The 14,212-nt window shown below is 70.3% G+C and carries 13 protein-coding genes; 7 read left to right on the top strand and 6 right to left on the bottom strand.

Annotation, left to right across the window (positions count from 1 at the left end):
- The first annotated feature begins 101 nt into the window (after nucleotides 1-101).
- The 7 genes from KY498_RS10100 (at nucleotide 102) to KY498_RS10070 (ending at nucleotide 7,400) form a co-directional block, all read left to right on the top strand.
- Nucleotides 102-1,820 carry a glycerol-3-phosphate dehydrogenase/oxidase gene (locus KY498_RS10100; protein WP_191009456.1) on the top strand — a complete coding sequence of 573 codons (1,719 nt, stop codon included), beginning with the start codon at nucleotides 102-104 and terminating at the stop codon, nucleotides 1,818-1,820.
- Nucleotides 1,821-1,927: 107 nt separating this feature from the next.
- Entirely contained in the window at nucleotides 1,928-2,686 is a 759-nt protein-coding gene (locus KY498_RS10095; RefSeq protein ID WP_060959286.1) for an MIP/aquaporin family protein, read from the top strand.
- Between the two features lie 33 nt (nucleotides 2,687-2,719).
- Complete coding sequence (gene glpK, locus KY498_RS10090; protein ID WP_060959287.1) at nucleotides 2,720-4,234, top strand: glycerol kinase GlpK; 1,515 nt, start codon at nucleotides 2,720-2,722, stop codon at nucleotides 4,232-4,234.
- Nucleotides 4,235-4,438: 204 nt separating this feature from the next.
- Entirely contained in the window at nucleotides 4,439-4,936 is a 498-nt protein-coding gene (locus KY498_RS10085; protein ID WP_191009457.1) for a hypothetical protein, read from the top strand.
- Between the two features lie 96 nt (nucleotides 4,937-5,032).
- The gene (locus KY498_RS10080; RefSeq protein WP_191009458.1) at nucleotides 5,033-5,794 is read left to right on the top strand and encodes an SDR family NAD(P)-dependent oxidoreductase; all 762 of its coding nucleotides are present in this window, start codon (nucleotides 5,033-5,035) and stop codon (nucleotides 5,792-5,794) included.
- The gene (locus tag KY498_RS10075; RefSeq protein WP_191009459.1) at nucleotides 5,791-6,576 is read left to right on the top strand and encodes an enoyl-CoA hydratase/isomerase family protein; all 786 of its coding nucleotides are present in this window, start codon (nucleotides 5,791-5,793) and stop codon (nucleotides 6,574-6,576) included. Before KY498_RS10080 ends, KY498_RS10075 begins: the two co-directional genes overlap by 4 nt.
- Nucleotides 6,573-7,400 carry an NAD(P)-dependent oxidoreductase gene (locus KY498_RS10070; protein WP_191009460.1) on the top strand — a complete coding sequence of 276 codons (828 nt, stop codon included), beginning with the start codon at nucleotides 6,573-6,575 and terminating at the stop codon, nucleotides 7,398-7,400. The genes KY498_RS10075 and KY498_RS10070 overlap by 4 nt, the downstream gene beginning before the upstream one ends.
- A 60-nt stretch (nucleotides 7,401-7,460) precedes the next feature.
- Here the strand turns inward: KY498_RS10070 and KY498_RS10065 are convergent, their stop codons facing one another.
- The 6 genes from KY498_RS10065 to KY498_RS10040 form a co-directional block, all read right to left on the bottom strand.
- On the bottom strand, nucleotides 7,461-8,318 hold the full coding sequence (locus tag KY498_RS10065; RefSeq protein ID WP_060959292.1) for a Cof-type HAD-IIB family hydrolase: 858 nt from the start codon (nucleotides 8,316-8,318) through the stop codon (nucleotides 7,461-7,463).
- A 22-nt stretch (nucleotides 8,319-8,340) separates the two neighbouring features.
- On the bottom strand, nucleotides 8,341-8,979 hold the full coding sequence (locus KY498_RS10060) for a LysE family translocator (protein ID WP_191009461.1): 639 nt from the start codon (nucleotides 8,977-8,979) through the stop codon (nucleotides 8,341-8,343).
- 20 nt (nucleotides 8,980-8,999) lie between these two features.
- The gene (locus KY498_RS10055; protein ID WP_101305424.1) at nucleotides 9,000-9,794 is read right to left on the bottom strand and encodes an HAD family hydrolase; all 795 of its coding nucleotides are present in this window, start codon (nucleotides 9,792-9,794) and stop codon (nucleotides 9,000-9,002) included.
- A complete protein-coding gene (locus tag KY498_RS10050) occupies nucleotides 9,791-11,212 on the bottom strand; it encodes a glycoside hydrolase family 1 protein (RefSeq protein ID WP_060959295.1) in 1,422 nt (473 codons plus the stop codon). Before KY498_RS10050 ends, KY498_RS10055 begins: the two co-directional genes overlap by 4 nt.
- 26 nt (nucleotides 11,213-11,238) lie before the next feature.
- Nucleotides 11,239-13,107 carry a beta-glucoside-specific PTS transporter subunit IIABC gene (locus tag KY498_RS10045; RefSeq protein WP_060959296.1) on the bottom strand — a complete coding sequence of 623 codons (1,869 nt, stop codon included), beginning with the start codon at nucleotides 13,105-13,107 and terminating at the stop codon, nucleotides 11,239-11,241.
- Between the two features lie 139 nt (nucleotides 13,108-13,246).
- A complete protein-coding gene (locus tag KY498_RS10040) occupies nucleotides 13,247-14,167 on the bottom strand; it encodes a PRD domain-containing protein (protein ID WP_082734122.1) in 921 nt (306 codons plus the stop codon).
- Between the last annotated feature and the right edge of the window lie 45 nt (nucleotides 14,168-14,212).

Genomic DNA, 14,212 nt, shown 5'->3' with positions numbered 1-14,212 from the left:
TTCACGTGCGTTGCGCGTTCGTTCACCCAGGTCTCAGTGTAGATCGCGACCACCGTGAAAAACACGCGGCGAGACCACGCGAAGCCGCGGAAGGAAGAGCGATGACCGAGTCGATGGCGACCACCCGTCCGAACATCCAGGCGCTGCGAGAGCGCCCCCACGCCGAGGTCCTCATCATCGGGGGCGGGATCAACGGCATCGCGACGTTCCGCGACCTCGCCCTCCAGGGCGTCGACGTGGCGCTCGTCGAACGCGACGACTACGTCAGCGGCGCATCGTCCGCCTCCAGCCACATGGTGCACGGCGGAGTGCGCTACCTGGAGAACGGCGAGTTCCGCCTCGTGCGCGAGTCGGTCACCGAGCGCAACCGTCTCGTGCGCAACGCCCCGCACTTCGTGCGTCCGCTTCCCACCACCATCCCGATCCACCGCACGATCTCCGGCATCCTGACGGCGCCCTTCCGGCTGCTCGTCACCCACGGCCGCGGCAAGCCGCGCGAGCGCGGGGCGCTGCTGATCAAGCTCGGCCTGGTGATGTACGACACCTTCTCCCGCGACGGGGGCGCGGTGCCGCGTCACCGCTTCCACGGGCGCCGGCGCTCCCGCGAGCTCTTCCCCGACCTCGACGACCGCTTCCGCTACACCGCGACCTACTACGACGCCTCGATGCACGACCCCGAGCGGCTCGCGCTCGACGTGCTGCGCGACGGCACCCGCGAGGAATCGGCACGGGCGGCGAACTATGCCCCCGTCGTCGGCGCGGACGGCTCGGCGGTGATCATCCGCGACGCCCTCACCGGCGACGAGTTCCCGTTCACGGCCGACGTCATCGTCAACACCAGCGGACCCTGGACCGACATCACCAACAGTGCGCTGGGCGCCCCCACCCGCTTCATGGGCGGGACGAAGGGCTCGCACATCGTGCTCGACAACCCGGCGCTGCTGGAAGCCACGCGCGGCAACGAGATCTTCTTCGAGGCCGCCGACGGCCGCATCGTGCTGATCTACCCGCTCAAGGGCCGCGTCATGGTCGGCACGACCGACATCGATGCGGACCCCGCCCAGCCCACCGTCTGCACCGACGAGGAGATCGAGTACTTCTTCGACCTCATCGGCCAGGTGTTCCCCCGGATCGCGGTGGACCGGTCGCAGATCGTGTACACCTTCTCCGGCATCCGTCCCCTGCCCCGCCACGACGACGTCGCGCCGGGCTTCGTCTCGCGCGACTACCGCATCGAGCGGGCGCGTCTCGGCGCCGTGCCGGTGCTCAGCCTCGTCGGCGGCAAGTGGACCACGTTCCGGGCCCTCGCCGAGCATCTGTCCGACGACGTGATGACGGCCCTCGGCCGCACGCGCCGCATCTCGACGCTCGACCTGCCGATCGGCGGGGGAGCGGGCTACCCGCGCACCGAGGCGGATCGGGCGCGCTGGCTCGACGCGCACCGCGGAGCGCACACGAGCGCCTTCGCCGACCGGATGCTGGAGCGCTACGGCACGTACGCCTCCGAGGTGCTCGGCACGCTCCCGGTCGCGCAACGCCCCCTCGAGCACGCACCCGGCTACTCCGCCGAGGAGATCGCCTTCCTCGCCGGCCGCGAAGAGGTCGTGAGCCTCATCGACCTCCTGCTGCGCCGCACCCACATCGCCTTCGTCGGCGGGGTGGGCATGGAGACCCTCACCGAGGTCGCGGAGGCGGCCGCCCCGGCCCTCGGCTGGGACGACGAGGCCGTTCGAGCGCAGGTCGACGAGGCGGCCCGCGTGCTGCAGGAGCGCCATCGCATCGACGTCCGCACGTCCCACCTCGCCCCCTCGGGTCGGTGAGGATCCGACCGCCCAGCCCCGGCGCGGCCTGACGCCGGCAACCGATCAGGCCATCCCTCGCGCGGCGACGTCGCCCGCGGCATCCATGCAGAAAGGTCAATGCTGACATGCACGACATCAATCTCGGGCTCTACTTCGTGTCAGAGCTCGTCGGGACGGCGATGCTGCTCCTGCTCGGCGGTGGCGTGGTCGCCAACGTCATCCTCGCCAAATCCAAGGGATTCGGCGGCGGCACCCTGATGATCAACTGGGGCTGGGGTCTGGCGGTCTTCGCCGGTGTCCTCGTCTCGTCCTACTCCGGCGCGCAGCTGAACCCCGCCGTCTCCATCGCCCTGCTGATCGGGGGGAAGATCGGCGTCGCGCAGTTCTTCGTCGCCATCGCCGCCCAGCTGGTCGGCGCGTTCATCGGCGCGGTGCTGTGCTGGCTCGCCTACCGCCAGCACTTCGACGAGGAGCCCGACGCGGCGACCAAGCTCGGCGTCTTCTCCACCGGCCCCGCGATCCGCTCCTACGGCTGGAACCTCATCACCGAGATCATCGGCACCTTCGTCCTCGTGTTCGTCATCTTCGCGTTCGCCGACTACGGTGACGTCCAGATCGGCGTCCCCGGCGCCCTCGGCCCGCTGACCGCCGTGCCCGTCGCGCTCCTCGTGGTCGGCATCGGCGCCTCCCTCGGCGGCCCCACCGGGTACGCCATCAACCCCGCCCGCGACCTCGGCCCCCGCATCGCGCACGCGGTGCTGCCGATCAAGGGCAAGGGCTCCAGCGACTGGTCCTACGCGTGGGTCCCCGTCGTCGGTCCGCTCGTCGGCGGTACGCTTGCCGCGCTCGCCGCTCCGGTCCTGCTCCACCTCGCCCACGCCTGATCCCCATCCACACCCAGACAAGGACGTCACCTCATGAGTGAGTACATCATCGCCCTCGACCAGGGCACGACCTCCAGCCGCGCCATCGTCTTCGACAAGAAGGGCTCGATCGTCTCCGTCGGCCAGAAGGAGCACGAGCAGATCATGCCGCGCGCCGGCTGGGTCGAGCACGACCCGATCGAGATCCGCGACAACATGCGCGAGGTCATCGGCATCGCCCTCGGTCGCGCCAACCTCACCCGGCACGACATCGCGGCGGTCGGCATCACCAACCAGCGAGAGACCGCCGTCGTGTGGGACAAGAACACCGGCATCCCCGTCTACAACGCGATCGTGTGGCAGGACACCCGCACCCAGCCGATCGTCGACCGGATCGCCGGCGACGCCGGCGTCGACCGGTACAAGGACATCGTCGGCCTGCCGCTGGCGACCTACTTCTCGGGCACCAAGATCGTGTGGATCCTCGAGAACGTGGAGGGCGCGCGCGAGAAGGCCGAGGCGGGCGACCTCATCTTCGGCACGACCGACACCTGGGTGCTGTGGAACCTCACCGGCGGTCCCGACGGCGGCGTGCACGCGACGGATGTGACCAACGCCTCCCGGACGCTGTTCATGGACCTGAAGACGCTCGCATGGCGCGACGACATCCTCGCCGACTTCGGGGTGCCGCGCTCGATGATGCCGGAGATCCGCTCCTCCAGCGAGGTCTACGGCGAGGCGCGCGACACGTCGCTGCTGCGGGAGACCCCCGTCGCCGGCATCCTCGGCGACCAGCAGGCGGCGACGTTCGGCCAGGCGGCCTTCGACGCCGGCGAGAGCAAGAACACCTACGGCACGGGCAACTTCCTCATCTTCCAGACGGGGACCGAGATCGTGAAGTCGGAGAACGGCCTGCTCACCACCGTCGGCTACAAGCTGGGCGACGAGCCGGCCCACTACGCCCTCGAGGGATCGATCGCCGTCACCGGCTCGCTGATCCAGTGGCTGCGCGACCAGCTGGGCATCATCTCGTCCGCGCCCGAGGTGGAGGAGCTCGCCGCGAAGGTGGAGGACAACGGCGGCGTGTACTTCGTGCCCGCCTTCTCGGGCCTGTTCGCGCCCTACTGGCGTCCCGACGCCCGTGGCGCCATCGTCGGCCTCACCCGCTTCGCGAACCGCAACCACATCGCCCGCGCCGCCCTGGAGGCGACCGCCTTCCAGACGCGCGAGGTGCTGGATGCCGTCAACGCCGACTCCGGCGTCGACCTCACGGAGCTCAAGGTCGACGGCGGCATGATCGCCAACGACACGCTCATGCAGTTCCAGGCGGACATCCTGGGCGTCCCGGTCGTGCGTCCCGTCGTCGCCGAGACGACCGCGCTGGGCGCCGCGTACGCCGCCGGGCTCGCCGTGGGGTTCTGGAACGACCTCGACGAGCTGCGGGCGAACTGGCAGGAGGACAAGCGCTGGACGCCGAACGACGACGTCGCCGAGCGCGAGCGCCAGCTGCGACTGTGGAAGAAGGCCGTCACGAAGTCGATGGACTGGGTGGACGCCGACGTGAACTGATCTCGCTCAGCGCGATAGCCCGATCGGGGTCGCATGCGGTCGCCTCTCGTGAGGCTCCACCACCGCATGCGGCCCCGATTTCGCGTATCGGCGCGTACGGGGCGGTCAGGTCGCGTTCCCGAGGTCGCGGGAGAACCGCAGGCGCTCGGCACGGCATCCATCCTGCCTCTCGCGCCCGCCGCGGCGTCCATGGTGAGATGAGCTGTGCCCACCTCTGTCGCCCGCCGTGTCGGCGTGCTCACCGCTCTCGACGACGCCGACGGGCCGGCCGTCGCCCTCGGGGATGCCGCGGCCCGCCATGTCCGCTTGCGCGCCGACGGCCTGCAGCCCGCGCTCGGCGACGCGCCCGCGGGCTTCGTGCCCTGGGCGCAGGTGCGGGCGGTCGTCGCCGAGGTGCCGACGACGTGGTGGCCGCATCCCGCGCTCGGCGACACCCTCGTGCCGCTGATCGAGGGCATCTTCGGCGGCTCGTCGGGAGAGATCGCCGAGACGCCGACTTTTCCCGTCCGGGTCACCACCGACGACGGGGCGGTCCTGGAGTGGCGAGCGACGCCGCACTACCTCTCCGGCTATCGGCGGCGGGATGCCGCGGTGGCCCGGCGCCTCGTCGATCACCTGGTCGCCGCGCCGGAGGCACGCGTGCTGCTCGCCCGTCCCGACGATCTGTTGGCGCGGCTGGGGGAGATCCTCCGAGCGCACTGAGAGAGCGTGCTGACACCTGGTACCGCGTATGCTGGCACTCAGTAGCACCTCCCGTCGCTGAGCGACGGGAGCGGCCCGGACTTCGAAGGAGAATCCATGGACATCGCCGGCGCATCCGCGCTCGTCACCGGCGGGGCCAGCGGCCTCGGCCTCGCCACGGCACGACGGCTCGCCGACGCGGGCGCCCACGTCGTGATCGTCGATCTCGGCGCCTCTGCCGGCGCCGAGCGGGCCGCGGAACTCGGCGGCACCTTCGTGGCGGCCGACGTCACCGACCCGACGCAGATCGCCGCCGCCGTCGAGACGGCCGCCGCGCAGGGGCCGCTGCGTGTCGTCGTCAACTGCGCCGGCATCGCCCCGCCGGCCAAGGTGCTCGAGCGCGACGGGTCGCCGAGCGACCTCGCCCACTTCGAGCGCATCGTGCGCGTCAACCTCATCGGCACCTACAACGTGATCGCGCAGGCCTCCGCCGCCATCGCGACGACGGAGCCCACCGACGGCGGTGATCGCGGCGTCATCGTCAACACCGCCTCGGTGGCGGCCTTCGACGGGCAGATCGGCCAGCCCGCCTACTCCGCGAGCAAGGGCGGTGTGCACGCCATGACGCTGCCGATCGCCCGCGAGCTCGCGCGCCACGGCATCCGCGTCGTCACGATCGCCCCCGGCATCATGGAGACGCCCATGCTCGCGGGCCTGCCCGAGGCGGCGCAGCAGAGCCTCGGTCAGCAGGTGCCCTACCCCGCCCGCCTCGGACGGCCCGACGAGTACGCGAGCCTCGTCGCGGAGATCGTCCGCAACGGCTACCTCAACGGCGAGACCATCCGCCTCGACGGCGCGATCCGGATGGCGCCGAAATGACCGCCTCGATCATCCACACCCGCGACGGCGCGCTCGCGCGGCTCACGTTCAACCGGCCCGCATCGCTGAACGCGATGGGCTTCGAGATGGGCCCGCGCTGGCGCGACCTCGCCCACGAGATCACGGCGGACCCGTCGGTCGGCGCCGTGCTCCTGGATGCCGCGGGCCCGGCGTTCTGCGCGGGCGGCGATGTCGTCGAGATGGCCGCCTCCGGCTCGAGCGGCGCCGACATCACGGCGATGGCGCACGTGATCCACGACGGCATCCGCACCTTCGTCGAGTCCGGGATCCCGATCGTCGCGGCGGTGCAGGGCGCCGTCGCCGGCGGCGGACTCGGGCTCATGCTGACCGCCGACTACATCGTCGCCGGCGACCGTGCCCGCTTCGTCAGCAAGTACGCGAACATCGGCCTCACCCCCGACCTCGGCGTCTCGACGCTGCTGCCGGCGGCGATCGGGCAGACCCGCGCGTTGCGGATGCTCCTCGACGACCTGACCATCGACGCCGCGACGGCGCTGGAGTGGGGGCTGGTCACCGAGGTCGCGGACGACCCGGCCGCCCGCGCCGAGCAGATCGCGCGCCTCTGGCTCGACGGCGCGACCGCCGCCTTCGGACAGGCCAAGCGGCTCGTGCGCGCCGGCGCGCGCCGCCGCTTCGCCGACAACCTCGACGATGAGGCGCGCACCATCGGCGCGAGCTTCGACACCCCGGATGCGGCAGCGCGCGTCGCCGCGTTCGCCGCGGCCTCCGCCAAGACCACGCACGACAGGGGACACGCATGACACTGGCCGGCAAGACCATCCTCATGTCCGGCGGCAGCCGCGGCATCGGCCTCGCGATCGCGCTGCGCGCCGCCCGCGACGGCGCGAACATCGCCCTCCTGGCCAAGACCGACACCCCGCATCCGAAGCTCGAGGGCACGGTCCACTCGGCCGCCGAGGCGATCGAGGCCGCGGGCGGTCGGGCGCTGCCGATCGTCGGCGACGTGCGCAACGACGACGACATCACGGCCGCCGTCCTGAAGACGCAGGGGGAGTTCGGCGGCATCGACATCGTCGTCAACAACGCGTCGGTCATCGACCTGTCGGGGTCGATCGAGCTCGCCGCCAAGAAGTACGACCTCATGCAGGACGTCAACGTCCGCGGCACGTTCATGCTCAGCCGTGCGGCGGTGCCGATCCTCAAGTATGCCGAGAACCCGCACATCCTGTCGCTGTCGCCGCCGCTGAACATCACGCCGCGCTGGCTGGGCGCCCATACCGGCTACACGCTGGCGAAGTACGGCATGACGATGGCCACGCTGGGGATCGCCGCGGAGTTCGCGCGCGACGGCATCGCGGCGAACACCCTGTGGCCCGAGACGACGATCGCGACGGCGGCCGTGCAGTTCGCGCTCGGCGGCGACCGGATGATGAAGGTCAGCCGCACGCCCGAGGTCTACGCCGACGCCGCGTACGAGGTGCTGATCCGCCCGGCGCGTGAGCGCACCGGTCAGACGCTCATCGTCGAGCAGGTGCTGCGGGAGGCCGGGGTGACGGACTTCTCCCGCTACGCGGCGACACCGGGCACGCCCGACGACGAGCTGTTCCCCGACATCTTCCTCTGAGCTCTGCGTTTCGACTCGTCGCTGCGCTCCTCTGCGTTTCGACTCGGAGTCGTGCCCCGGTCAGATCAGGCCGAGGCGGGCCAGCGCGTTGCCGACCCCGTCCTCGAGCACGCCGGTGGTGACCAGATCGGCCATCGCCTGCAGCTCGGGATCGGCGCCGCCCATCGCGACGGCGGTGCCCACGACCTGGAACATCTCGACGTCGTTCCAGCTGTCACCGATGCCGACCGCGTCCGCGGCATCCATGCCGAGCACCTCCAGCACCTCGAGGATCGCCGCGCCCTTGTTGACGCCCTGCTGGCAGATCTCGCCGTTCGAGCCCCCGGGCAGCGGGATCGATCCCGGGATGACGTGGAACTCGTCGCCGAGCTGTTCGGCCGCGCGCGACAGCGTGTCGCTCGCGGTGCTGAGGAACGTCGCCTTCACGACCGTGTCGAGGTCGACCTCGTCGAGCGGACGGTAGTGGTTCAGCAGGGCCAGATCCTCCGTCTCCGCCGCGTGCTCGCCGCGCGGGTCGACCGGCGGGTGGGCGCGCAGGAAGCGCTGCGCGTGCTCGAGCACGCCGGGGCTCACGTAGACGCTGCGATCGGTCTGCAGGAAGTAGTGCGCGCCCTGCTCCTCGAAGTAGGCGACCATGCGGTCCACGAGCGGACGGGGCATGAGGTGGGCCACAATCTGCTCGTCGCCGCGCACGGCGAACGCCCCGCCGTTGGTGATGGCGCCGTCCACCTCGATCTCGCGGACGCGGGGGTTGATGTCGCCGGCCGATCGTCCCGTGCAGAGGTAGACGAGGTGGCCGTTCGCGCGGGCGGTCGCGATGGCGACCGGCGTGGAGGGGGACATCCGGGCCCCGTGTTCGAGGATGGTCCCGTCGATGTCGATGAAGACGATCCGGCGGCGCGAAGGGGGAGGAGTCACCCCTCCATTGTCCCCGGATCCGTCAGTGCTTCGGGCCCGTCACCAGCAGGATGCCGCCCAGGCCGATCATGAGCCCACCGCCCGTCGCCGTCAGTCTCTCGATGCGCTTCGGCGAGCGGGCGAACCAGGCGCGCGCCGCGGCGGCGGCGAGCACCCAGATCGAGTCGGAGACGAGGGCGAGGACGGCGAACACGACGCCCAGCTCCATGAGCTGCAGCGGCACCGATCCGGCGTGCAGGTCGACGAACTGCGGGAGGACGGCGACGAAGAAGGCGATGGTCTTCGGGTTGGTGATGCCGACGACGAAGCCCTGCCAGAGCTGCCGGCCGTGGCCGGTGGGCAGCCGGGTCGGATCGGGAGCGCTCGCGGCATCCTTGCGGTGACGGATGGCCTGGATGCCGAGGTACACGAGGTACAGCGAGCCCGCGATCTTCAGCACCGTGAACAGCACCACCGACTGCGCCACGACACCGCCCACCCCGACGGCGACGAGCGCGACGATCGGGATGAGCGCGAGGCTCACCCCGGCGACGCTCAGCAGCCCGCCGGTGCGTCCCAGTGCGAGGGTGCGACCGACGGAGAAGAGCACCGCCGGGCCCGGGATGAGGATCAGGACGAGGGCGGCCAGCGTGAACGCCAGGAGGTTGTCTAACGGCACCATGGCGTCAGTGTACGACCGCGTCAGATCAGCCCGTTGCGGCGGAACGCGGTGCGCAGGCCGTCCTCGTCGATCGCCGTCGTCACCTGATCGGCCAGCGCCTTCACGCCGTCGACGGCGTTTCCCATCGCGATGGAGGTGCCCACGACCGCGAACATCTCCGCGTCGTTCCAGTTGTCGCCGATGCCGACGGCGTCGTCCGGGTCGAGGTCGAGCTCGCGCAGCAGCGCCTGGATCGCCGCGCCCTTGTGCACGCCGCGCGGTGCGACCTCGCCCGAGGCGGCGAAGGCGACGGGGATGGTCCCGCCGACGACCTCGAAGTCCTCCGCGAGCTCGGTGAGCGCGCGGGCGGCGGCATCCTCGTCGTCGGTGAGGAAGACGAGCTTCGCGATGAGGGTGTCGTCGACCTGAGCGTCGTCGTGGAACGACTTGGACGGGAAGCCCGCCGCCGTGAACCGCTCCGCGAGCAGCTCCGCCAGGCCCTCCGAGGCGAACAGGCCGTCGTACGACTGGAAGTAGCCGTGCAGACCGGTGCTCGCCAGATAGTCGCGCAGGCGCGCGACCTCCTCCGGCGTGAACAGCGTCGCCGAGACGATCCGCTCGCCCAGGCTGGCGAAGGCGCCGCCGTTGGTGACGGCGCCGTCGAAGCCGATGTCCATCAGCTCGGCGTGCAGCTCCGCCGTCCCGCGGCCCGTGCTCAGGAACACCAGGTGTCCCCGAGCACGGGCCGCGCGGATGGCCTCGACCGCGGACGGCGGGATGTGCCGTCCGTCCTGCAGGATCGTCCCGTCGACGTCGAGGAAGATCGCACGGGTCATGCGGTCAGCGCACCGCCGTTCGTGCGGATGACCTCGGCGTACCAGGCGAACGACTTCTTCTTGTGGCGGTCGAGCGTGCCGGAGCCGTCGTCGTTGCGGTCGACGTACACGAAGCCGTACCGCTTGCTCAGCTGCGCGGTGGATGCCGAGACGAGGTCGATGCAGCCCCACGTCGTGTAGCCGAGCACGTCCACGCCGTCGGCGATCGCCTCGCCGACCTGCACCAGGTGGTCGTTCAGGTAGGCGATGCGGTAGTCGTCGGCGACCGTCTTGACGCCGTCGATCTCGACCAGCTCGTCCTTCGCGCCCAGACCGTTCTCGACGATGAACAGCGGCTTCTGCCACCGGTCCCAGAACTGGTTGAGCACGATGCGCAGCCCCACGGGGTCGATCTGCCAGCCCCACTCGCTCGCCTCGAGCGTGGGGTTGGGCACACCGCCCATGATGTTGCCCTCGCCGGCGACCTTCTTGGCGGGGTCGGCGGTCGCGGCGACCGACATGTAGTAGCTGAACGACACGAAGTCGACCGTGTTGCGGAGATCCTCGCGGTCCTCGTCGGTGATCTCCAGCTCGATGCCCTTCTCGCGGAGGGTCCGCAGGAAGTAGCCCGGGTAGGCGCCGCGCGTGTGCACGTCGCCGTAGACCAGGTTCGAGTGGTCGAAGTCCATGACCGCCAGCGCGTCGGCGGGCGACGGGGTCAGCGGGTAGACCGGCATCGACAGCACCATGCAGCCGATCTGCGCGTTCGGTGCGACCTCCCGCGCGATGCGGGTGGCGCGTGCCGACGCGACCAGCTCGTGGTGCATGGCCTGGTAGAGCGTCTGCTCGCTGAGCTCGCTCTTCGGCGTGTTGATGCCGCCCGACATGAAGGGGGCGTGCAGGAGCGAGTTGATCTCGTTGAACGTCAGCCAGTACTTCACGCGGGCGCCGAAGCGCTCGAAGAGCGTGCGGGCGTAGCGCTCGTAGAACCCGATGAGGCGGCGGTCGGTCCAACCGTCGTACGTCTCGGCGAGGTGCAGCGGCGTCTCGTAGTGGGAGATCGTCACGAGCGGCTCGATGCCGTACTTCTCCAGCTCGTCCAGGAGGCGGTCGTAGAACGCGAGTCCCGCTTCGTTGGGCTCGGTCTCGTCGCCGTTCGGGAAGATGCGGCTCCACGCGATCGAGAACCGGTACGTCTTGAACCCCATCTCGGCGAAGAGGGCGATGTCCTCCGCGTAGCGGTGGTAGTGGTCGATGCCGACGAGCTTGAGGTTGTCCGGCGTCGGCGCGGCCGTGCGGGGGCCGACGATGCCCCGGGGCATGACGTCCTGGACGGACAGCCCCTTGCCGTCGGCGTCGTAGGCGCCTTCGAGCTGGTTGGCGGCGGTGGCGCCGCCCCAGAGGAAGCCGTCGGGGAAGGCGGGTGCGGTGGTGGTCATGGTGGTTCTCCTTACGTCGCCGGGGGTCACTTCGTCGCCGCGACCGAGTCGACCGAGACCGCGGTGAACAGCGGCTCGCCGTGCGCGATCGGGCCCGACGCGGCATCCGCGACAGCCGGGTAGAGGTCGGGGTTGGTGACGATGACCGGGGTGGTGAGGTCGTACCCGGCCTTCTCGATGGCGTCGCCGTCGAACTCGACGAGCAGATCGCCGGCGGCCACCTGCTGGCCGGTCGTGACCTTCACCGAGAAGTGCGCGCCGCCGAGCTTGACGGTGTCGAGGCCGATGTGGATCAGCACCTCGGTGCCGTCGGCGTGGCGCAGCCCGAACGCGTGGCCGGTCGGGAAGGCGGCGACCACGGTGCCGTCGAACGGGGCGTACACGGCGCCCGAGCGCGGCTGGATCGCGACACCCTGACCGAGCGCGCCGTCGGCGAAGGCGGCGTCGGCCACCTCGTTGAGCGGGATGACGGTGCCGTCGATCGGCGAGAGCACCGTGACGTCGTTGGCGGCGGCGGGGGCCGGAGCCTCCGTCGCGGCGTCCTCGGCGGGCTCCTTGAAGCCGATGAGCACGACCAGCAGGAACGGGAGCACGATGGCCACGAGCAGGCCGAGGCCCAGCATCACCATGTTGCCGTTGCCGAGCAGCCCGGTCACGGCCAGACCCGAGGGGACGACGAACGACTTCGAGAACACGCCGCCGAGGGCGATGATCGCGCCGCCGATCGCGCCGCCGACGATGCCGAAGGCGAACGGGCGCTTGAGGGGGAGGTTGAGGCCGTAGATCGCCGGCTCGGTGATGCCCGCGAGGAAGCCCGACAGGGTGGCGGGGGCGGCGAGCGACTTGAGGTTCTTGTTGCGCGCACGCACCCACACGCCCGCGACGGCACCGGCCTGCGCGAGGACGGCCGCGAACACGGGGCCGAGCAGCAGGATCTGGCCGGTCGTCTGGAACTCCACCTGGAAGACGGGAACGAGGCCCCAGTGCAGGCCGAAGATGACGAAGACCTGCCACAGGCCGCCCATGATCGCGCCGCCGGCCCACGGGGCGACATCCCACACCCAGCTGACCGCGTTGCCGACGCCCTGCGAGAGCAGGTCGGAGATCGGGCCGATGACGACGAACACCAGCGGCACGGCGATGAGCACGACGATCATCGGGGTGACGAAACGGCGGATCGCGGCGGGGAGCTTCGCGTAGAGGAACTTCTCGGCGTGCGACTGCAGCCACACGACGATGATGATGGGGATGACGCTCGAGACGTAGCTCACCATCGTGAAGGGGATGCCGAAGAACGTGAGGTCGGGGGCTCCGTTCGCCGCGACCACCGTCGGGTAGACGAGGGCGCCGGCGATCGCGAGCGAGGTCCACTCGTTGGCCTTGAAGTAGCGCGCCGCGGTGATCGAGAGCACCATCGGCAGGAAGTTGATGAACGCGTCCGAGAGCGCGTTGAGCACGAGGTAGGTCGAGGAGGTGGCGTCGATCCAGCCGAACGTGGCGGCGGCCGACAGGAACGCCTTCAGCAGGCCGGTGCCGGCGAGGGTCCACAGCACGGGGGTGAAGATCGCCGAGATCATCGAGATGAACCGGTTGAACAGGTTGCCCTTCGGCCCGGTGTCCTCGGCCGCGGCGTCGTGACCCCCGCCGAAGCGGGAGACCTTGCCGATCTCGGCGAACACCTCGGGCACGTCGTTGCCGATGACCACCTGGTACTGGCCGCCCGCCTGGGCGACGGTGATGACGCCCGGGGTGGCCTTGACCGCCGCGGCATCCGCCTTGCTCTCGTCCTTGAGGACGAAGCGCAGACGTGTCGCGCAGTGCACGAGCGAGCTGACGTTGTCTTCGCCGCCGACGCCGGCGAGCACGCCGGCCGCGGTCTTCGCGTAATCCGCCATCGGATTCGCCTTTCCTTGTGTGTGGAAGGCCCGGGCACCTCTGCCCGGGCAACAAAAAAACCTGGACTCGATGAGTGCCGAAGCTCTCGGTGAGTCCAGGTTTCGCCCGCTGATGCGGTAACGATCCAGGGATCTGCGATCAAGTTACCACAGGGTCGGGTTCAGCGCCAGGGGCGATCTGACTCTTCAGGCGCTCGACGTGGACGATGAGGTACAGCAGCTCCTCGTCGGTCAGCTCCGACCCGGTCGCGCCGCCGACGTACGCCTTGACCTCCTCGGCGATGGCGTACGAGCGCGGGTAGCTGTGCTTGGCGAACTCGAAGAACGAGGTGTCGCCGCTCGCGAGCATGGTGCGGCTCACGAGCCGCTGCAGCAGGAACTGCACGTGCAGGATGAACCGCGCGTAGTCGGGGCCGTCGACGTCCAGGCGCACGCCGAGCGAGTGCTCCACCACCTCGACCACGTGCTGCACGCGGCGGAACAGCAGCGCGGCCGTGCCGTTGGGCTCGTCGCGGGTGGCGTTGAGCAGGTGCATCGTGAGGAACACCGCCTCCTCGGCGGGAAGCTCGCGGTCCAGGCTCGTCGCGATCGATCCCGCCATGTGCTCGGCGGCGGCGAACTCCTGGGGGTGGAGCACGCGAAGCTCGGGCATCGAGGTCGTGGTGATCCGCATCCCCTTGTCCAGCCGCTCGATCACGTAGGCGACGTGGTCGATGACGGCGATCGTGAACCGCCGTCCCAGATCGCGGCCGAGTCGGCGCTCGGCCTCGTCGACCGCCCGCGTGGCGGCCTCGACGATGGGATACGGGACGTCGGTGAGCAGGCGCCGCTCGCGCTCGCCGTCCGCGCCGGTGTCGAGGATGAACGTCTTCTCCACCTTGGCGGGATCGAGCACGTCGGCCGGCTTCAACCCGAAGGCGAGCCCCCGTCCCATCAGCACGCGCTCCCGCCCCGACTCGTCGACGGCGATCACGACGTTGTTGTTGAGCACCTTGTGCACCGGGACGGCGTGCGTCGCGGGGGTGCGCCGAGCGGATGCCGCGGCGTCGGGGGTGCTCATGTGGAGAAGTCTAGAAGTCGCGCCGCCGACCGCTCCGACGATTTC

This window comes from Microbacterium sp. PAMC21962, from assembly GCF_019443465.1.
GTDB lineage: Bacteria > Actinomycetota > Actinomycetes > Actinomycetales > Microbacteriaceae > Microbacterium > Microbacterium hominis.
This window is presented reverse-complemented; position numbering and strand designations above follow the sequence as displayed.